The sequence below is a fragment of the Streptomyces sp. NPDC060184 genome, assembly GCF_042728795.1.
GTDB lineage: Bacteria > Actinomycetota > Actinomycetes > Streptomycetales > Streptomycetaceae > Streptomyces.
This window is the reverse complement of record NZ_JBHWYX010000062.1, coordinates 21,065-39,878: the sequence shown is the minus strand read 5'-3', so window position 1 is coordinate 39,878 and position 18,814 is coordinate 21,065. Positions and strand designations below refer to the sequence as shown.

Here is an 18,814-nt window from a genome sequence, read left to right as displayed (position 1 = left end):
GCCCGGATCTCTCCGGGCGGCGGCCCCTTCCGCGCGTCCTGCGTGTCCCTACGCCCCGAGCAGCGCCCGCACCCGGTCCGCGCCGACGGCGAGGAGCAGGGTGGGCAGGCGCGGGCCGGTGTCCCGGCTGACGAGCAGGCGGTAGAGCAGCGCGAAGAACGCCCGCTGGGCCACCTTGAGTTCGGGCGTCGGCTTGGCGTCCGGCTCCAGCCCGGCGAGCACCTTCGGCACGCCGTAGACGAGCGTGGTGAGCCCGTCCAGCGACCAGTGGCTGTCCAGGCCCTCCAGCAGCAGGCGCAGCGACTCGCGCCCCTGCTCGTCGAGGGAGCCGAGGAGTTCGGCGTCCGGCTCGCCGCGGACGATGGTGCGGGCCTCGGCCGGGACCTGGGTGGTGATCCAGTTCTCGGCGCGGTCGAGGCGGGGGCGCACCGCGTCGAGCGAGGTGAGCGGGTTCTCCGGGTCGAGCTCGCTGAGGATGCGCAGGGTCTGGTCGTCGGCGCCGGCGGTGATGTCGGCGACGGAGGCCAGCGTGCGGTACGGCAGCGGGCGCGGGGTGCGCGGCAGCTCACCGGCGGCCGTGCGGACGGCGCGGCCGTGGGCGGCGAGGTCGGCCGGGAGCGCGGTGCCCTCGGCGACCTTGCGCTCCAGGGAGTCCCACTCGTCGTAGAGCCGGTTGATCTCCTGGTCGAAGGCGATCTTGAAGGACTGGTTGGGCCTGCGGCGGGCGTACAGCCAGCGCAGCAGCGGCGCCTCCATGATCTTCAGGGCGTCGGCCGGGGTCGGCACCCCGCCCTTGGAGGAGGACATCTTCGCCATGCCGGAGATGCCGACGAAGGCGTACATCGGGCCGATCGGCTGGACGCCGTCGAAGACCTCGCGGACGATCTGGCCGCCGACGACGAACGAGGAGCCCGGCGAGGAGTGGTCCACGCCGCTGGGCTCGAAGATCACGCCCTCGTACGCCCAGCGCATCGGCCAGTCGACCTTCCAGACCAGCTTGCCGCGGTTGAACTCGTTGAGCCGCACGGTCTCGGCGAAGCCGCACTCCGAGCAGGTGTAGTTCAGCTCGGTGGTGTCGTCGTCGTAGGAGGTGACGACGGTGAAGTCCTTGCCGCAGTTGCCGCAGTACGGCTTGTACGGGAAGTACCCGGCGGAGCTGCCGCTGCCGTCGTCCTCGTCCGCCGCGCCGGAGCCCTCGGCGGCCTCCAGCTCGGCCTCGTCGACCTTCTTCTGCTGCTGCTTGCCCTTGCCCGCGGCGGCCGGGTCCTTCTTCGTCCGGTAGCGGTCGAGGACGGCGTCGATGTCCGCGCGGTGCTTCATCGCGTGCAGAACCTGCTCGCGGTAGACGCCCGCGGTGTACTGCTCGGTCTGGCTGATCGGGTCGTACTCGACGCCCAGCTCGGCCAGCGCCTCGACCATGGCGGCCTTGAAGTGCTCGGCCCAGTTCGGGTACGCGGACCCGGCCGGGGCGGGCACCGAGGTCAGCGGCTTGCCGATGTGCTCGGCCCAGGACGCGTCGATGCCGGGGACGCCGTTCGGGACCTTGCGGTACCGGTCGTAGTCGTCCCACGAGATCAGGTGGCGGACCTCGTACCCGCGGCGGCGGATCTCGTCGGCGACCAGGTGCGGGGTCATGACCTCGCGGAGGTTGCCGAGGTGGATCGGGCCGGACGGGGACAGGCCGGACGCGACGACGACCGGTTTGCCAGGCGCGCGACGCTCCGATTCGGCGATGACATCGTCCGCGAAGCGGGAGACCCAGTCGGTCTCGGTGCTTGTCTGACTCTCGGCCACGGTCGGCACGCCCTTCTCTCGTACAGGAATCTTCGGGGGCCCTGTCATTCTCCCAGGTACACGGCGGAGCGCGAAAATGACTTCTCCGGGAGCCGCCCCCGCGATCCGCCGCGGGCCGCGGGGCGGCCACCGGCACGCGCAAATGCCTTTGCGAACGCGCCCACGGCCCGTGGGATACTTGGGGAAACCCATCACCCCCTACGGAAACGGCAGCCGGCACATGGCCTCGGTCCCTTCCCTCGCTTCCACGCTCCAGCAGCAGCTGGCGGACGCCCTGACGGCAGCCCTGCCGGACGCCGGCGCCGCCGACCCGCTGCTGCGACGAAGCGACCGGGCCGACTTCCAGGCCAACGGCATCCTGGCGCTGGCCAAGAAGCTCAAGGGCAACCCCCGTGAGCTGGCGTCGCAGGTCACGGCCGCGATCCCGGCGGGCGGGCTGATCAAGGAGATCGAGGTCTCCGGACCCGGCTTCCTCAACATCACCCTCACCGACCGGGCGATCCTGGAGACGCTCGCCGAGCGGGCCGCCGACGCCGAGGGCCGCCTCGGCGTGCCGTCCGCGCCGGACGCGGGGACGACGGTCATCGACTACGCCCAGCCGAACGTCGCCAAGGAGATGCACGTCGGCCACCTGCGGTCCGCGGTCATCGGCGACGCGATGGTGCGCATCCTGGAGTTCACCGGCGAGTCCGTGGTCCGGCGCCACCACATCGGCGACTGGGGCACCCAGTTCGGCATGCTCATCCAGTACCTCGTGGAGCACCCGGACCAGCTCGGTCACGAGACCGAAGGCACCGGCGCCGCCTCGGAGGGCGAGGCCGCGATGTCCTCGCTGAACCGGCTCTACAAGGCGTCCCGCGCGCTCTTCGACTCCGACGAGGAGTTCAAGGCCCGCGCCCGGGACCGGGTGGTCGCGCTCCAGGCCGGTGACCCGGAGACGCTCGCCATGTGGCAGCGGTTCGTGGACGAGTCGAAGGTCTACTTCTACTCCGTCTTCGACAAGCTCGACATGGAGATCTCCGACCCCGACATCGTCGGCGAGTCGGGCTACAACGACATGCTGGAGGAGACCTGCCGGATCCTGGAGGAGACCGGCGTCGCCGTGCGCTCCGAGGGTGCGCTCTGCGTCTTCTTCGAGGACGTGAAGGGCCCGGACGGCAACCAGGTCCCGCTGATCGTCAAGAAGACCAACGGCGGTTACGGCTACGCGGCGACCGACCTCTCCGCGATCCGCGACCGGGTGCAGAACCTCAAGGCGGACACCCTGCTGTACGTCGTGGACGCCCGGCAGTCGCTGCACTTCAAGATGGTCTTCGAGACCGCCCGCCGGGCCGGCTGGCTGGGCGAGGGCGTCAAGGCGCACCAGCTGGCCTTCGGCACGGTCCTCGGCAAGGACGGCAAGCCGTTCAAGACCCGTGAGGGCGTCACCGTCCGGCTGGAGGACCTTCTCGACGAGGCGGTCTCCCGGGCGACGGCCGTGGTGCGGGAGAAGGCCGAGAAGGTGGGCCTTTCCGAGGAGGAGATCGTCGAGAACGGCCGGTACGTCGGCATCGGCGCGGTGAAGTACGCCGACCTGTCCACGTCCGCCGTGCGCGACTACAAGTTCGACCTGGACCAGATGGTCTCGCTCAACGGCGACACCTCGGTCTACCTCCAGTACGCCTACGCCCGTATCCGGTCGATCCTGCGCAAGGCCGGGGACGCGGAGCCCGTCGCCCACCCGGAGCTGGAGCTGGCCCCGGCGGAGCGCTCGCTCGGCCTGCACCTGGACCGGTTCGGCGAGACCCTGGACGAGGTCGCGGCGGGGTACGAGCCCCACAAGCTGGCCGCGTACCTCTACCAGCTCGCCTCGCACCTGACGACCTTCTACGACCAGTGCCAGGTCCTCAGCGAGGACAACGCCCCCGAGGTCGTCGAGAACCGGCTCTTCCTCGTGGAGCTGACCGCCCGCACCCTGCACACGGGCATGGAGCTGCTGGGCATCCGGACGCCCGAGCGGCTCTGACGGCGGTGCGCGCCTGACGTACGAGGGCCCGGTGGATCACCTGATCCGCCGGGCCTTCGGCATGGGTGGGGTGCGCGGTTCGGGCTGCTGGTGCGCCCCGGCCCGCCGCCTCCGCCTGCTCGTGCGTCATGCCGAACTCCAGAGGCCCGACGTGCTCGAACGGCGCGAACAGCCATGGAAGGCGCTGGTTCTCGTCCGCCACGCCCCAGATGCGACATCTGACCCGCTACTGCGGCCGTCCCAGCGCCCATCCCGACACGTCCGCCAGCCGCCCGCGCCAGAGCGGCAGCAGCACCGGGCTGACCCCGCCGACGCTGAGGGTGACGTCCCGCAGGTGGATCCAGCGCGGCAGCCCCGGGTCCTCCTCGGCGCCGAACTCGCTCAGCCCCTGGTCGACCGTCTCGGGGAACTCCGCGAGGAGGTTCGCGCCCTCGCCCTCCACCTGGCGCAGGCTCCGCGCCCACTCCGCCTTCCACTCCTCGTGGCCGATCAGGTCACCGTGCAGCACCCCGCCGGAGAGGGTGAGGGTCAGCGGCAGGCTGGAGCGGAGTTCACGGTCGAGGAGCTGGATCAACAGCTGGAGCTGGAGATCGGGCAAGGGCTCGGTGATCACCGCCGCCGTCGTTTCCCGTGAAGTGTCGGCGAACGCGCTCATGGGCCACTCCCTTCAGGTGACGTACGACGGGGGGCGGGGGCTGGGGCGGGCGGCGCCCCGGACGGCCCCGGTCGTACGGCGGCTGGGGCCTTTCGTCTGCCCCGCGCGGCCCGCGCCACACCTGGTGCCTTCCGTCCGGACCGGACGGGGTCAGGACGGGGTCAGGACGGGATCCGGGCCGGGTTCAGGACGGGATCACAGGCCGGGGTCAGAGGTACCGGCGGATCGGGTACACCGAAGCCTCACGGAGCCGCTGCACCAGCGAGCGGCGGCGCCAGCGGCGGCCGTCGATCAGCTCGCTCGCCGCCCGGTCCTGCTCGAAATGGCCGTCGAGCACGGCGGTGAACTCCGGGTCCAGCACGGCGAGCATCACCTCCTCGTCGTGGTCGAGGGAGCGCCGGTTGAAGTTGGTGGAGCCGATGAGGGCGGCGACCCGGTCCACGGTGAGGGTCTTGGTGTGCATCATCGTCGGCTGGTACTGGTGGATCTTCACCCCGCACGCGGTCAGGTCCTCGTAGAACCGCTGGCCCGCGAGCTGGCAGACCCGTTTGTCGGTGTACGGGCCCGGCAGCAGGATCTCCACCTCCACGCCGCGCCGGGCGGTGGCGCAGAGCAGTTCGGTGAAGAACTCGTCGGGCGCGAAGTACGCGGTGGTGAGGCGGACACGTTCCTCGGCGGATTCGAGGACGACCCGGATCAGGGTCTGCATGTCCTGCCAGCCGAAGCTGGCGGAGCCGCGTACCACCTGCACGATCGCGTCACCCTCGGGAGCGCCCGGGACGAACCGGTCCTCGGCGTCGAAGAGCTCCTCGTGGCACTCGGCCCAGTTCTGCGCGAACGCGGCGGCGAGCCCGTCCACGGCGGGGCCGCGCAGCCGCACGTGGGTGTCGCGCCACTCGTGTTCGTTGCGGGCGTCCCCGCACCACTCCTCGGCTATCCCGACCCCGCCGGTGAAGGCGGTGCGCTCGTCCACGACGAGGACCTTGCGGTGGCAGCGGTGGTTCTGCTTGAGCGGCGAGAGGTAGAGCGGCTTCCGGAACCAGGCGACGTGCACGCCCGCCTCGCTCATCATCGCCAGCTGGTCCTTCTCGATGAGCCGGCTGCCGAACCCGTCGAGCAGCAGCCGCACCCTTACCCCGGCCCGGGCGCGTTCGGAGAGCGCTTCGGCGAACTTCTCGGCGATCTCCCCTCGCCAGTACACGAAGGTCATCATGTCCACGGTGTGCTCGGCACCCCGTATCGCCCCGAGCATCGCGCCGAATATCTCGTCGCCGTTCCGGAGCGGGAGCAGGTCGTTCCCCTCGGTCGCGGCGATCCCGATGAGCCGTTCCAGCCGCCGTCTGAGGCGCTGGACCCGCTCGACGGAGAGCGCGGGGTCGATGCTCTGCCCGCTTCCCCGGGCCTCGCCGCTGCCGGAGGGTGCGGCGTCGAGCGTGCTGCTGGTCATGGATCACCTTCCGGAGGACGAGAGCGACGGCCCCGCACCCCCGGCGGGTACCGGGGGGCGGTGGCCAGTGCGGTGGCCCGTGGCCGAAGCCGTGGCCGGTGGCCGCCGGGAGTACGGTCGGCCGTCGTTCCGGATGCCCGGGATGGGGCGGGCCACTCCTGCGGGCGACGGGTCAGAGCGTCGCGGCGCGCAGCACGACCAGGGCGACGGAGGCCGCGGTGAGGACGGCCGCCGGAAGCGCACCCGTACGGTCGCCGACACGCAGGTGGAAGGCGACGGCGCCCGCGAAGTAGAGCGTCAGACCGATCGCGGCAGCTATGCCGAGGGGGGCCCACCAGAGCCCTGCGACCGCACCCGCGGCGCCGGCGACCTGGGCGGCTATCAGGAACGCCATCATGCGTTGCGGCACTCCGAGGGTGGACATCTGCTCGGTGATGTGGCGCGTCCGCAGAGACTTGGCACCGGCCGATACGAGAAGCAGTGCCGACATGACGGCAGTTGTGACGGCAAGGGAGATGAACACGGGTTACCTCGATCGTGCGGGAGGCGGATGAGAGGCGTGCGCACCTCACCGACGATAGGCAGCCGTCAGGAACCTCCAGGTAACCTTCGAGGCGTGAGCCTGCGCCCCGGAAACCTCTTCCTCGCCGACTGCCCCGCTCTCCTCGCCATGGAGATCATCGCGAGCAAATGGTCCATGGTCACGCTCTTCGCACTGACCGACGGCCCGTTGCGCCACGGCGAGTTGGTCGAACTGAGCGGCGGCATCTCGCGCAAGGTACTGACCCAGACGCTGCGCCGCCTCCAGGCCAACGGGCTCGTCGAGCGGCACGCGTACGCGGAGGCACCGCCGCGCGTGGAGTACAGCCTGACCGCTCTCGGGCGGACCCTGGAAGAGCCGATCAGGATGCTCACCGCGTGGGCACGGGAGAACGGCGAGGCGGTCGTCTCCTTCCGGGAGGCGGACGAGACTGCCTGGCAGGGGGACGGCCCGCGCCCGGGCGCCGTCTGAGCGGGAGGGCTGCCGCGCGGCCCTCCCGGCGGTGGTGGCGGAAGGGGTGTGCGGCCCTCCCGTCGGTGGTGGCGCGCAGCGCCCGCATCCGCCCTTCGGGCCGTCTCAGCCCCGGATCATCGAGATCAGCCGCCCGTGCGATTCCGCGTCGGCGGCCACCACGAGTCCTCGGGCCGCCGGGCCGAGCGGGGCGCCGTAAAGGTCGGTGACCACGCAGCCGGCGGCCCGGCAGAGGGCGATCCCGGCGGCGAAGTGGACGCTCTCGGTCAGGTCGCCGCCGTCGGTGACGTACGCGGCACGCCTGCCCGCCGCGACCCAGGCGACCGCCAGCGTCGAGGACACCACCCGGGGCCGGAACCACCGGCCGAAGCCGGGGTGGGCCAGCAGGTCGACCCCTCGGAATCCGGGCGCGCTCGGGAACGGCGGGTCCAGGTTGACGTCCACCAGCCGGGTCGCCGAGGAAGGCTCCAGCGGGGTGTCGACGCCGTCGCGCCGCACCCGGGCGTTCCGGCCGTCGGTGTGGAACAGCTCCTCACCGAACGGGTCCGCCACCGCGGCCACCGCCACCAAGCGGCCGGACGGAGCCAGGTCGCGCGAGGCCCCGCCGCCCGACTCCCCCTCCCGCAACGCCACGTTGACGGCCACCACCAGGGTCCCCGCGGCGTAGTTCAGCGTCCCGCACAGGGGGTCCACCAGCCACTGGCGTACGGCGCCGGCGGCGCCCTGCTGCCCGCCCTCCTCGCCGAGCACCGCGTCGTCGGGCCGGGCGGCCCGGATCACGTCGAGGATCGCGCGTTCCGCCTCCAGGTCGGCGGTGGTCGCGAAGTCCCCGCCGCCCTTGTCGACGCGGGCGAGCCGGCGGCCGTACAGGGCGCGCACCACCCGCGCACCGGCCTCCGCCCCGGCTGCGGCGGTCTCGGCGTCCTCGGCTGCTGCGTGCTGGTCGGTCATGCCGGGCAGGTCAGCGGGCCTGTCCCGGCCACCCGGCCGGGACCCCGGAGTCACAACGGCGCGACGCATCAGGGGTGTTCGAGCCGGACACCGTCCGCGACGGCGCGCAGCTTGTCCGGGTTGGCCACGTTGTGGATGGCCGAGATGCGGCCCTCGGCGTCGAAGTCGAAGGTCAGGGTGGCGATCACCCGGTCCGGGCCGCGGAAGACCACGCCCGGGCCGCCGTTGACCGCGGTGAGCTCCGCCCGCATCTGTCCGGGCTCGACGCCCTGGTAGGACACGGTGCCCAGCGCGCCGAACCAACGGGCGACGATCTCCCGGCCGTTGACGGGTTTCAGGGCCTGGCGGACCTTGCCGCCGCCGTCCGTCCACAGCGTCACGTCCGGGGAGAGCAGTTCCATCAGGGTGTTGATGTCGCCGCCCGTCGCCGCCGCGAAGAAGCGCTCGGTGACATCGCGCCGACGGGCCGGATCAGCGGTGAAACGAGGCCTGCGGGCCTGTACGTGCTCGCGGGCGCGGTGCGCGGCCTGCCGGACCGCCGGTTCCGTACGCTCCACCGCCCGGGCGATCTCCGCGTAGCTGAAGGCGAAGACCTCCTTCAGCACGAACACCGCCCGTTCCAGGGGGCTCAGCGTCTCCAGGACCACGAGGAGGGCCGTGGAGACGGAGTCCGCCGCCGCGACCCCGTCGGCGGTGTCGGGGGCGGTGAGGATCGGCTCGGGCAGCCACGGCCCGACGTAGGTCTCGCGCTGGTGGCGGGTGGAGCGAAGCCGGTCCATCGCCAGATGCGAGATGATCCGGGTCAGGTACGCCTTGGGGTCGGCCACTTGGTGACGGTCGGACGCCGACCACCTGAGCCAGGCGTCCTGGACCACGTCCTCCGCGTCGGCGGCCGAACCGAGGATGCGGTAGGCGACGGAGAACAGCAGGGTCCGGTACTCCTGGAAGGCGATCTGGTCGGGGTCCGCCGACTCCGGCTGGCGGTTCGGCGACTCGGCGTTCTGCGGCAACTCGGCGTTCGGCAGCCCGGCGTTCGGCAGCCCGGCGTTCGACCGCTCGTCGTCCTGCGACTCGGTGTCCTGCGGCCTGTTCACTTGGCGCTCCTGATCCGGGTGTGGCGGCCTCCGTGCGGCCAGAACGCGCCCGAGGCGGGCATCTTCTTCATGCGGGCGAAGGTCGCCCACGGCGCGGCGGAGACCGTCTCCTTGTACTTCGCCGCCCGCTTGCCGGTCAGCACGATCCGGCGCGGGCTGTCGTCGGGGTGGGTGAACTGCACGACGGCATCCTCCCGGCCCAGGCTCACGGGCGTGTGGTAATAACCGAAACGGAAGGGCTTCGGCTCCTTGCCGGCCAACGCCCGCAGGATCGACAGAGCCGCGTGCACGCCGGTGGGCATGCCGCCCTGGCAGGTCCCGTGCATCACGCCGTAGCCCTGACCGATCGCAGCCGCGTCGCCCACCGCCCAGACGTCCGGGTGGGAGACCGAGCGCAGCGCCCTGTCGGTGACCACCCGGCCGCGCTCGTCGACGGCCAGCCCGGCGACGGCGGCCAGCGGCGGGACGCGGGTACCGCTGGTCCACAGCACCGCGTCCGCCGGTACGACGGTGCCGTCCGCGAGCTCGACACCGTCGGCCAGCACCTCGACCACGTCGACGCCGCCACGCACCCGCACCCCGAGCCGGGCGAGGGCTGCGTCCACGTACGCCCTGGCCTTGGGGTGCATGCTCGCTCCCGGCTCCCGTCGGCCCAGCAGCACCACCTGGAGCTCCGGGTGGCGTTCGGCGATCTCCGCGGCGGCCTCCACGCCGGTCAGGCCGCTGCCGGCGACGACGACGGTCCCTCCACCGGGCCGGGCCAGCCGGTCGGCGAGGAGGGCGGCGTCCTCCGGGCCGTCGAGCGTGTAGGCGTGGTCCTCCACCCCGGGGACGGCACCGGCGTCCGCGACGCTGCCCAGCCCGTAGACGAGGGTGTCGTAGTGCAGGACCCGGTCGTCGTCGATCCTGACGGTCTTCGCCGCGGCGTCCACGGTGGTGACCCACCCGCGCACGAACACGGCGCCGGTACCGTCCAGCAGTTCCGGGATGCTCATCCTGGCCGTCTCCTGGCCGGTGGCGGTCATGTGCAGCCGCAGCCGCTCGGTGAAGGTGTCGTAGGGGTTGACCAGCGTGACCCGCAGATTCCCCCGCCTCCTGGTGCGTGCCGCGAGCTGGATCGCGGCGGAGAGCCCCGCGTAACCCGCGCCGAGGACCAGGACTTCGTGCTGCCGCGTCGCTGTCGTGTTCATCGCTCCGTCGTCTCCGTCGTGTCGTCGTTCCCGCCGTGCGGACGACCACCAGACGCAAGCAGCTCTTCTGTTCGTGACGCGAAGTCGGAGTGACGTGCGCCACACCGCGTGGGGTGGGCCGGATCGGCGGGCCGCTCCACGCGCGGGTGTCATTCCCCCTCGTCCGCCATGGACGGATCGACGTAGTCCTTGTCCATCCACTGCGCCCGGTCCTGCCAGTAGATGTACTCGGGGCGGGCCTTGACGCTGCTCGTACGGAACGGCTCGCCGTGGTCGTCCACGCGCAGGGTGCCGCTCCGGCCCCCGCTGGTCCAGTCGAGCTCCAGGTAGTAGGAGACGTCGTGCCCCTCCACGTGGGCGTCGAGGTCGAGCACCTGGACGTCGGTGGAGCTCGTACGGAACGGGAAGTCCTGCGCGGGGACGACGACGTCCCCCTGCTTCCCGGCGACCGGCTTCGTCCGTGGCTGGGCGTCGTCGAGGTCGATGTCGAAACTCTGCGGGAGAATGCTGCTGCCACACCCCTCGGCCATCGAGAAGGCGTTCCAGGCGAGCGGCGCCCTCCGCGTCACGACCCGCACGTGCAGACCGCTGACGACGACCGCCTCGGACGAGGAGCCCTGGAGCGTCAGTTCCAGCAGCTGAGAGCCGCCGTCCACCCCGCCCAGCGCCTTCGCCCAGCCCCGGCCGCTCTGCGGGCTCGGCGGCGGCGGCACGTCGTTCGGGTCCTCGTCCAGCAGGGTGTACTGCCCGCAGGGCGAATCCCAGTTGTACGAGGTGATGGTGGCGCGCAACGGAACCTCGTCCGACGCCACCGCCCCCGCCCCCTTCTCCGCCGGGCCCGCTGTGGCGGTCGGCCCGGCCGCGGAGACGGACGGCGACGCGGACGCCGAGGCGGACGCGGAGGCGCTCGCCGAGGGCTTGGCGGACGGCTTGCGGGACGGGCTCGGCGAGGCGTTCCGTACGGCGGAGGCGGTGGCCCCGGCCGCGTCGGCGTTCCGGCCGTCGTCGGAGCCGCCCGCGAGGTTACGGGCGACGAGCACGGACGGCACGCTGAGGGCGACCACCACGGCGGCGGCCAGCAGGACACGCGTACGCCGGGAACGCGGACGGCCGGGGCCGCCCGGGCCACCCGCACTCCCCTGACGTCCCGTCACCAGCGGGTCGTCGGCTTCGGGTACTGCCGGGCCAGGGACAGAGGCTGCGACGGGTCCCGCTTCCGCTTCCGTGTCCGGCTCCCCACCCGGTTCCGCTTCTTTGTCCTCGACGGATTCCGCTTCCGCGTCGGCCGTCCGCGCCCAGGAGGGGACGGCAGCGGGGACGGCGGTGGGGGCGCCGGCGGCGGTGGCGGCGGGTACGGGCCCCGGCGCCGCCTGGTCCTTCCGCGCCCCGCCCTGCTTCTTCGCCTGGTCCGCCAGAATCCACTGCCGGTGCAGCGCGACCATCTCGTCCGGCGTCGCACGGCACAGCCTCGCCAGCCGCTCGACCGGCGCGAACTCGTGCGGAACCGCGTCGCCGTTGCAGTAGCGGTGCACCGTGGACGTGCTCATGTGCAGCCGCTTGGCCAGCGTCCCGTAGCTCATGCCGGACCGCTCCTTCAGCGCGGCCAGCGCTGCGGCGAAGTCCTGGATTTCCGTGCCCACCCGACCGTTCCCCCTTCGTTCCCGTCCCGGAAGAGCGTTCCAGGGACCTCATGTTTCCGCAGGTCAGAGGCTGTTCCGGCGTTCCGGCGTCCCAGGTCGGCCGTGATCCATTGCCGCTGGGACGAGGAGCCGGACACCATGTGGCCATGCCGGGTCGCCGACCGCGAACGGCACACACCCACACCACCTCACCCACGGAATCGTCATGCCCGAACCAGGCCTCACGGCCCTCGTCGGATCCGTGGCCACAGGGGTGCCGATCACCGCATCAGCGACGGTCCTCCCACACCTGTGGCACTGACGACTACGTCATTGTCCAGCACACCGGTTCACCCTCGGGACGCCCAAGCGGCGCGCCCCGTTCCGCCCAAGCCATTCCAGGAAGAGAGAACTCACCATGCGTCAGCTCCGCACCCGCCGCATCACCCGTACCTCCGTCTTCGGCGTCGCCGCCCTGATCGGGGCGCTCTCCCTGACGGCCTGCAGCGAGGAGGACCGGGCAACGATCGACCGGGCCATCGCCTCCACCCCGGCGGTCGCCGACGGCGCCCCGCTGCCGGACGCGGCCGGCACCGGCACCGGCACGACGGACGGCACGAACGCCACCCAGGCGAACACCTCGGCCTCCACGGGCTCCTCCGGTTCCACGGGCTCCTCCGGCTCATCCGGCTCGAAGTCCTCGGGTTCCGCTTCCGGCTCCGGCAAGTCCTCCGGTTCGGGCACCTCGGGCTCCGGCAGCTCCTCCACGGGATCGTCCGGCAGCTCCTCCGGCACCTCCACCGACGGCGACGACGACGCGCCCAACCACCCGAGCTGCGACGGTACGAACAGCAAGGTGAAGGGCAGCATCCTGAGCCGCCCGATCAACCACGTCCTGCTGACGGTGACCAACACCGGATCGACGGCCTGCAACGCGGTCGGCTACCCGGGCATCGGCTACGAGGGCGCCCAGGCAGTCATGGACTACGTCAGGGACAGCGTGCCGCAGGCGGTCATCGTCCTGGAGCCCGGCCAGTCCGCGTACGCCTCCGTGCGCACCTCGGCCGCGGACGGCAGTGGCGAGGGCGGCTTCGGCGTGAAGGCGCTGCGGGTTTCGTTCCAGGACAACCAGGGCGGCTTCAACGACGGCCAGGTGACCGTGCCCCTCGGCAAGGCGGTCTGGATCGACAGCTCGGCCCAGGTCACCTACTGGCAGTCCGACTTCGAGACCGCCACCTCGTTCTGACCGGTCCCGCGTGAACCCGTACGCCCCGCTGCTCGTACCAGCGGAGACAGCATCCATGACGACGGTCCGGGCGAACCTCGCCCGGACCGGACACCGGAGAGTGCAGAGCATGAAGTTCCTCGGACCCGCGGGCAAGCCGACGAAGTCCCTCCGCCGCACCGTTCTGTCCGCCGCCCTGGCAGGACTCGCCCTCGGCCTCGTGCCCACGCAGGCCCAGGCCGCGGAGACCACCGTCACCGGCACCTACCAGAACAAGGCGACCGGCCTCTGCCTCGACGGCAATGCCTGGGGCCACGTCTACACCTCGACGTGCGACCCCGCGCGGAAGAACCCCTACCAGCAGTGGACCTTCACCTACACCGGCCCCGCCGCCGGCACCATCAAGCAGGTCGCCACCGGCAACTGCCTGGCCCTGCCGTGGATCACCGACGAGATCATCGTCGCGACCAAGGAACTGTGCGAGGGCCCGTCCCCCGACGCGGTGTGGACCAAGGACGGTGACTCCCGCCGCAACTCGGCGCAGGCCTCCATCTGCCTGGACAGCAACGCCGACCACGAGGTCTACGGCCTGACCTGCAACGGCGGCCCCTACCAGAAGTGGACGCTCAACGTGCTCTCGCGCACGTGATCCTCTTCCTGTGGGTGACCCCGAGGCGGCGGGTGCCGGGCGCGAGCCGGCACCCGCCGGGCCGTATCCGGTCGTGCGCGCGGAGGCAGGGCGTCACCGGCGGTCCGCACCCTCCGCGAACTCGCACCAGACGACCTTCCCGGGCCTGCGCACCGCCACTCCCCAGCGGTCGGCGAGCGCGTTGACGATGATCAGCCCCCGCCCGGACTCCTCCCCCGGCCCGGCCTCTGCCGGGCAGCCCGGAGACCCGGACCGAGTCCCGGCCGTCACCGCTGTCGTGGAACTCGACCCGCAGCCCGGCCGTCCCGCCCCGCCGCTCGATCCGTACGAGATAACCCCGACCGGCCGGAACCCCGTGCAGCACCGCGTTGGTCGCCAACTCGCTCGCACACAGCACGACATCCTCCACTCGCTCCCCGAGCCCCCACTCCCGGGCGGCCCGGCGTACGAACTCCCGCACGGCGGCGACCGAGTTCCGGCGCCGCCAGAAGAAGAGCTCGCGGACGGTGACGGCTGGCTTGGGGCGCACGGGGAGAACGGGATGCGCGAGGTGAGGGGTGGTGCCCTTTGCTTCATTCACCCAACCAGAGTCACCCTCGGTGACTACATTGATGCAGTGCGCGCACCCGTACAGATTTTTTGTACGGGTCGCCCGCGCGTGAAGCACGGATCTCGATGGGGATGGGCAGGTCATGCACTCCAGAAAGCCGCAGCGCAAGAATGCCTCGGCCACGAAGCTCGTCGGCAAACTCGTAGCGCTGTTCCGCCTCACGGCCGGCCTCACCCAGGCTCAGTTGGCTGCGAAGGTTGGCGTGCAGGTCGAAACAATCGCCTCGATCGAGCAGGGCAGACGTGCTCTCCTCCCCCACCTGGCCGACCGACTCGACGAACTGCTCGACACCAAGGGCGCTTTGGCGACGGCAGTGGAGTACCTGCCGGAGGTGGACCTCCTGCCGGCGGGCGCGGGACGGTACATCGACCTGGAGCGAGAAGCGCTGTCGCTCTCGTGGTTCGAGAACCAGGTGCTGCCGGGACTGCTCCAGACGGAGAACTACGCGCGGGCAGTGCTGCGCTGCAAGATCCCCGTCTTCAGCGCGAAGGAGTTGGAGTCACAAGTAGCCATTCGCATGGCCCGGCAAGAGATCCTGCGCCGCGACACTCCCCCTACTCTGAGCTTCGTCATCTCGGAAGCGATCCTCAGAGATCGCATCGGAGGGCAGGATACGTATTACGAGAACCTCCACCTGCTGAGCGAATGCAGCACGTTGCCGCACGTATCCCTGCAAGTCATGCCACTGGGACGAACCACCCACGCCGGTCTCGGCGGCCCTTTCATCCTGTTGGAAACTCCTGACTATCAACGCCTTGGATACACCGAACGGCAGCGTAGGAGCCGAGTGGTGGAGAGCCCTGAGGAGGTCAGCATCCTCACCCAGAAGTTCGGGATGCTGCGGACCCAGGCCCTCAACACGGAAGAGACGAGGAGCCTTCTGGACCGACTGCTGGCAGAGCGGTGATCACCTTGCGCACGTGAGCACCCGCTCACGCGACGCGCAGCCGAAGCGCGAGATCCACCGCGTCGACTTCGGCGAGGCATCCGTTGCGCTCGGCCCACCGCCCGGAACAGAGGTCGCCGGCAAGGCTGCCCAGTGCCCCGCTCAGCTGCCGTTCCCGCTCCCGCTCCCCGCCTCGTACCGCAGCAGCACCACGCCGCTGCCGAAGCGCCGGGTCTCCACGAGGCTCAGGTTCGTACGGGTGTCGGTGTCGCGGAAGAGCGGGGTTCCGCGCCCGAGCAGGACCGGGTGGACGTAGATCCGGTACTCGTCGATGAGCCCGTGCCGCCGGAACGCGTCCGCCAGCATCGGCCCGCCGACCACCAGGTCCCCGCCCGGTTCCGCCTTCAGCGCGCGGATCGCGTCGGGGTCGACCTCGCGCACGATCGTGGAGCCCCAGCCGGCCTCGGTGAGGGTGCGGGAGTAGACGTACTTCGGCATGTCCCGCCAGATGGTGGCGAATTCGGCCACCGTCCCCGCGTTCGCCGGGTCGGCGTCCGCCGTGGGCCAGAACTCGGCCATCAGCTCGTACGTCACCCGCCCGTGGATGAACGCGCCCATCCTCCCCAGCTCGTCGTTGAAGTGCTGGTGCAACTCCTCGTCCACGAAGTGCCAGTCGATGTCGTGGTCCGGGCCCTCGAAGAAGCCGTCGAGGGAGACGGAGATGGAGAGGATGAGCTTGCGCATCGACGGCCTCGCGGGTCGGGTGGGGTACGCGCCACGGGTGGCCGCGCACCGGGTTCGGGTGGCCCGAGACGTTACGCGCGCGAGGCCGCCCGCCCCGTGATCCGTACCCCGCCCGGCATGTCGCCGCCGTCGGCCCTCCCGCCGACTACCAGGTACGCCCCTCCGGCAGGTCGGCCAGGCCGGGAGCGGAGAGGTGCAGGACCTCGTAGCGCTCGGTGGCGTCCTCGTCCGGTGCCACGGCGTCCGCCCACAGCACGAACCGCACCAGCTGCCAGGAGTGCGGGTCGACGGCGAGGGCGGCGGTGTGCACGCCTTCGCCGTGGGCGAGCGCACGAAGCTCCTCGGCCTCCCGCTCGATGAGCGCGGCCAGGCCGAGGCCGTCGGCCTCACGGCCGGGCTCGGCATCGGGGTCGGCGTCCGGGTCGGCGGGGATCGCGGTGAGGCGGCGTGAGGCGGCCCGGACGGTCGCCTCACGGGCCGGACCGGCGTGGCAGGCGATGCCCGTCCAGTGGTACGCAGCGGGGCGCCCGAAGTCGCGGACGATGTTCTGGAACCCGCCCCCGCCGACGAGGAACCGGGCCATCGCACCCGTGTCGTTCCACAGGTAGAAGGGCGCGTACGCGTTGACCGGCGAACCGTCCACCCCGCGCTCGCGGATCACGAACGCCTTCAGGCCCAGTCCGGCGCGGTCGTCCATGGTGGGTCCGCCCACGGCCACCCGCTTGCGGATGATCCCCATGTCGTAGTCGGCGGGCAGAGTGATCTCGTACTGCTTGGCGTACATGAAGGTGCTGCCTCTCTCGGTGCGGTCGCCGGCTCTTCGGCTGTGGTCTCTCCACCGGCGCTACCTGTAGGCGGTCAGGGCCTGCCCGACGGCGGTCCGGCACTACCTGACGGCGGTCTCCCCGGTGGCGGCGGTCGTGGTGTGCGCGGCCAGCAGGCCCAGCACCCCGGCGACCGCCTGGTCGAACGGGTCCACGGAGTCGGCGGCGCGGGCCAGCACATAGCCGCCCTGCAGCACGGCCACGATCGTCGCCGCGGTGGCGTGCGGGTCCAGCGCGGCGTTCAGTTCACCGCTCGCCCGCCCCTCGGCCACGATCCCGGCGAGGCGTCCGCGCAGCCAGCCGAGGGTTTCCTCGACGGGCGCCCGCAGGACGGGGTCGGCCATCAGGTCCGGGTCCTGGGTGAGCCCCCCGATCGGGCAGCCCTTGAGCACCGCCCGCTCGCGCAGCAGGTACGAGGTGATCCGCCCGACGGCCGTACCGGGAGCCGAGAACTGCGCCTCGGCCTTGGCCCGCATCTCCTCGGCGGTACGGAGGATGGCGGCGAGCGCCAGATCGGGCTTGCCGGTGAAGTGGTGGTACATGCTGCCCTGCCCGGCCCCGGCCCGCTGCTGGATTGCCTTGGGGCTGGTGGCGGCGTAGCCGCGTTCCCAGAGCAGTTCCCGGGTGCTCTCGACGAGGCGTTCCGCGGTACTCGGGGATGTACCCCTGGCAGTGCTCATGAGGCAGGAGTGTACATACCAGTAGGTACAGAAACCACTGCACCACGCAGGACCCGCCGATGCCCCGGATCCCGCCGACCGCACGAGCCCGCCGACCGGCCGGCCCCGCCGACCGGCCGGAGCCACGCCCCGAACTCGCCCCGCCTCAGGGCGATTCGCGGCGATCCGCCCCGGGAAGCCTCTCCTGACATCCGCACACCCGCCCTGCCGCACCCTTGTGAGGTTGCCTCCGCATGACCGCGATCGTCGGGCTCGTCCACAAGAACCGTGTCCACCTCGGCGGCGACTCGGCAGGAGTCGCCGGGCTCTCGATCACCGTGCGCCGGGACATCAAGGTGTTCCGCAACGGCCCCTACGTCATGGGGTTCACCTCGTCGTTCCGCATGGGACAGCTCCTGCGGTACGCGTTCGAGGTGCCCCACCCGAGCGGCGACCTGGACCGGTTCATGGTCACCAAGTTCATCGACTCCCTGCGCTCCTGCCTCAAGGACGGCGGCTGGGCGCGCAAGGAGTCGGAGCAGGAGCAGGCCGGTACGTTCCTCGTCGGCATAGCCGGACGGCTCTACACCATCCACTCCGACTACCAGGTCGGCGAGCCCGCGGACCAGTACGCGGCGGTCGGCTGCGGGGACGAGATCGCCCTCGGCGCGCTGCACGCCACCGCATCGCTCGACCTGAGTCCACGTCAGCGGCTCACCGCCGCGCTCGAAGCGGCGGCCCATCACAGCGCGGGCGTCGTCGGCCCGTTCACGTACGCGACGACCCCGAAGGCGGACTGAACGGGGCGCGCCGGCCACGCCGTTCACCCCTCCGCGGCGTCATCCCCCGCAGCTGCATCCCCCGTGGCGACTTCCACCGTGGCGACTCCGTTCGCGGGGGCCGCCGCAGCCACCGACTCATCGGCGGGCCCGCCCGCGGGCGCCCGGGCGCCCGCCCTGGACCGCGCGGGCGGGAGGTTGATGTCAGCTGTACGCAGGGCCCGTTGAAGCGGGCTACGGCCCGGAGGGAGCTCCAGATCGATGTCCGCGATGAGCAGCCGCCCGTCCGGGAGACGCGAAGTCTTCGTCCGCTTGCCCCGGTTGGGCTGACCGGACTGACCGGACTGGGTGGGCTTGCCGGACTGGGTGGGCTTGCCGGACTGGGTGGGCTGGCTGCCCGGGTCGGGCCGGCCGCCGGGGCTGCTCCGCTCGTTCCCGCGTCTCTGGTCGCCCTGCTGGGCCGGTCCTGACCTCAGCGGACGCCCGGACCTCTGGGACCGCTGCGGCTGCTCGGGGCGCTCGGGTTGTTTCGGTTGAGGGGCCATGTCTCCTCTTCGGCGGCGAAGGCTCCACGGATGCCCCGCAGAGGGATTCTCGCGCGAACCAGAGTCGGAGAAAGGCGTGTTCGAGCACTTCAGGCCGTTCTGGACCACTGTCAGCGACACGGTCAA

19 protein-coding genes are annotated in these 18,814 nt (G+C 71.5%); 6 read left to right on the top strand and 13 right to left on the bottom strand.

The features are described 5' to 3' along the window. Window positions 1-48: 48 nt before the first annotated feature. Entirely contained in the window at window positions 49-1,803 is a 1,755-nt protein-coding gene (gene lysS / locus ACFWEE_RS29915; protein ID WP_386893857.1) for a lysine--tRNA ligase, read from the bottom strand. Window positions 1,804-2,014: 211 nt separating this feature from the next. On the opposite strand from lysS, the gene argS reads away from it, so the two are divergent. Then, entirely contained in the window at window positions 2,015-3,799 is a 1,785-nt protein-coding gene (gene argS, locus ACFWEE_RS29910; protein ID WP_386893855.1) for an arginine--tRNA ligase, read from the top strand. A gap of 226 nt (window positions 3,800-4,025) precedes the next feature. Here the strand turns inward: argS and ACFWEE_RS29905 are convergent, their stop codons facing one another. The 3 genes from ACFWEE_RS29905 to ACFWEE_RS29895 all read right to left on the bottom strand — a co-directional run bounded on the left by ACFWEE_RS29905 (window position 4,026) and on the right by ACFWEE_RS29895 (window position 6,424). Next, the gene (locus ACFWEE_RS29905) at window positions 4,026-4,454 is read right to left on the bottom strand and encodes a hypothetical protein (RefSeq protein ID WP_386893853.1); all 429 of its coding nucleotides are present in this window, start codon (window positions 4,452-4,454) and stop codon (window positions 4,026-4,028) included. Between the two features lie 208 nt (window positions 4,455-4,662). Beyond that, a complete protein-coding gene (locus tag ACFWEE_RS29900) occupies window positions 4,663-5,901 on the bottom strand; it encodes a phosphatidylserine/phosphatidylglycerophosphate/cardiolipin synthase family protein (RefSeq protein WP_386893851.1) in 1,239 nt (412 codons plus the stop codon). Window positions 5,902-6,073: 172 nt separating this feature from the next. Then, window positions 6,074-6,424, bottom strand: coding sequence for a DoxX family protein (locus tag ACFWEE_RS29895; protein ID WP_386893849.1), 351 nt, complete (start codon window positions 6,422-6,424; stop codon window positions 6,074-6,076). Window positions 6,425-6,571: 147 nt separating this feature from the next. Between ACFWEE_RS29895 and ACFWEE_RS29890 the strand changes: the two genes are divergently transcribed. Then, window positions 6,572-6,913 carry a winged helix-turn-helix transcriptional regulator gene (locus ACFWEE_RS29890; RefSeq protein WP_386893861.1) on the top strand — a complete coding sequence of 114 codons (342 nt, stop codon included), beginning with the start codon at window positions 6,572-6,574 and terminating at the stop codon, window positions 6,911-6,913. A 105-nt stretch (window positions 6,914-7,018) separates the two neighbouring features. On the opposite strand, the gene ACFWEE_RS29885 is transcribed toward ACFWEE_RS29890, so the two are convergent. The 4 genes from ACFWEE_RS29885 to ACFWEE_RS29870 all read right to left on the bottom strand — a co-directional run bounded on the left by ACFWEE_RS29885 (window position 7,019) and on the right by ACFWEE_RS29870 (window position 11,788). Next, window positions 7,019-7,864 (bottom strand): inositol monophosphatase family protein, encoded by an 846-nt coding sequence (locus ACFWEE_RS29885; protein ID WP_386893847.1) that lies wholly within the window; start codon window positions 7,862-7,864, stop codon window positions 7,019-7,021. A gap of 68 nt (window positions 7,865-7,932) precedes the next feature. Then, window positions 7,933-8,817 (bottom strand): RNA polymerase sigma-70 factor, encoded by an 885-nt coding sequence (locus ACFWEE_RS29880; RefSeq protein ID WP_386893859.1) that lies wholly within the window; start codon window positions 8,815-8,817, stop codon window positions 7,933-7,935. Window positions 8,818-8,954: 137 nt separating this feature from the next. Next, window positions 8,955-10,148 (bottom strand): NAD(P)/FAD-dependent oxidoreductase, encoded by a 1,194-nt coding sequence (locus ACFWEE_RS29875; RefSeq protein ID WP_386893845.1) that lies wholly within the window; start codon window positions 10,146-10,148, stop codon window positions 8,955-8,957. 149 nt (window positions 10,149-10,297) lie between these two features. Continuing rightward, window positions 10,298-11,788, bottom strand: a complete 1,491-nt coding sequence (locus ACFWEE_RS29870) for a helix-turn-helix domain-containing protein (RefSeq protein ID WP_386893843.1) — start codon at window positions 11,786-11,788, stop codon at window positions 10,298-10,300. A gap of 397 nt (window positions 11,789-12,185) precedes the next feature. Between ACFWEE_RS29870 and ACFWEE_RS29865 the strand changes: the two genes are divergently transcribed. Together ACFWEE_RS29865 and ACFWEE_RS29860 are read left to right on the top strand one after the other, a co-directional pair. Further along, window positions 12,186-13,013: a DUF4232 domain-containing protein gene (locus ACFWEE_RS29865; RefSeq protein ID WP_386893841.1), complete on the top strand. Its 828-nt coding sequence runs from the start codon at window positions 12,186-12,188 to the stop codon at window positions 13,011-13,013. 109 nt (window positions 13,014-13,122) lie between these two features. After that, window positions 13,123-13,641 carry a ricin-type beta-trefoil lectin domain protein gene (locus ACFWEE_RS29860; RefSeq protein WP_386893839.1) on the top strand — a complete coding sequence of 173 codons (519 nt, stop codon included), beginning with the start codon at window positions 13,123-13,125 and terminating at the stop codon, window positions 13,639-13,641. Here the strand turns inward: ACFWEE_RS29860 and ACFWEE_RS29855 are convergent. Then, entirely contained in the window at window positions 13,619-14,335 is a 717-nt protein-coding gene (locus tag ACFWEE_RS29855; RefSeq protein ID WP_386893837.1) for an ATP-binding protein, read from the bottom strand. The two genes, ACFWEE_RS29860 and ACFWEE_RS29855, sit on opposite strands and share 23 nt — an antisense overlap. Between ACFWEE_RS29855 and ACFWEE_RS29850 the strand changes: the two genes are divergently transcribed. Further along, the gene (locus ACFWEE_RS29850) at window positions 14,334-15,158 is read left to right on the top strand and encodes a Scr1 family TA system antitoxin-like transcriptional regulator (RefSeq protein ID WP_386893835.1); all 825 of its coding nucleotides are present in this window, start codon (window positions 14,334-14,336) and stop codon (window positions 15,156-15,158) included. The genes ACFWEE_RS29855 and ACFWEE_RS29850 overlap by 2 nt on opposite strands. A 141-nt stretch (window positions 15,159-15,299) precedes the next feature. On the opposite strand, the gene ACFWEE_RS29845 is transcribed toward ACFWEE_RS29850, so the two are convergent. The 3 genes from ACFWEE_RS29845 to ACFWEE_RS29835 all read right to left on the bottom strand — a co-directional run bounded on the left by ACFWEE_RS29845 (window position 15,300) and on the right by ACFWEE_RS29835 (window position 17,385). Beyond that, window positions 15,300-15,881 (bottom strand): dihydrofolate reductase family protein, encoded by a 582-nt coding sequence (locus ACFWEE_RS29845; RefSeq protein WP_386893833.1) that lies wholly within the window; start codon window positions 15,879-15,881, stop codon window positions 15,300-15,302. A gap of 145 nt (window positions 15,882-16,026) precedes the next feature. Beyond that, window positions 16,027-16,665, bottom strand: coding sequence for a DUF4865 family protein (locus ACFWEE_RS29840; RefSeq protein ID WP_386893831.1), 639 nt, complete (start codon window positions 16,663-16,665; stop codon window positions 16,027-16,029). Window positions 16,666-16,767: 102 nt separating this feature from the next. Next, window positions 16,768-17,385, bottom strand: coding sequence for a TetR/AcrR family transcriptional regulator (locus tag ACFWEE_RS29835; protein WP_386893829.1), 618 nt, complete (start codon window positions 17,383-17,385; stop codon window positions 16,768-16,770). A gap of 233 nt (window positions 17,386-17,618) precedes the next feature. Between ACFWEE_RS29835 and ACFWEE_RS29830 the strand changes: the two genes are divergently transcribed. Next, window positions 17,619-18,164, top strand: a complete 546-nt coding sequence (locus ACFWEE_RS29830) for a hypothetical protein (protein WP_386893827.1) — start codon at window positions 17,619-17,621, stop codon at window positions 18,162-18,164. A gap of 23 nt (window positions 18,165-18,187) precedes the next feature. Here the strand turns inward: ACFWEE_RS29830 and ACFWEE_RS29825 are convergent, their stop codons facing one another. Next, window positions 18,188-18,688: a hypothetical protein gene (locus ACFWEE_RS29825; protein ID WP_386893825.1), complete on the bottom strand. Its 501-nt coding sequence runs from the start codon at window positions 18,686-18,688 to the stop codon at window positions 18,188-18,190. Window positions 18,689-18,814 lie beyond the last annotated feature (126 nt).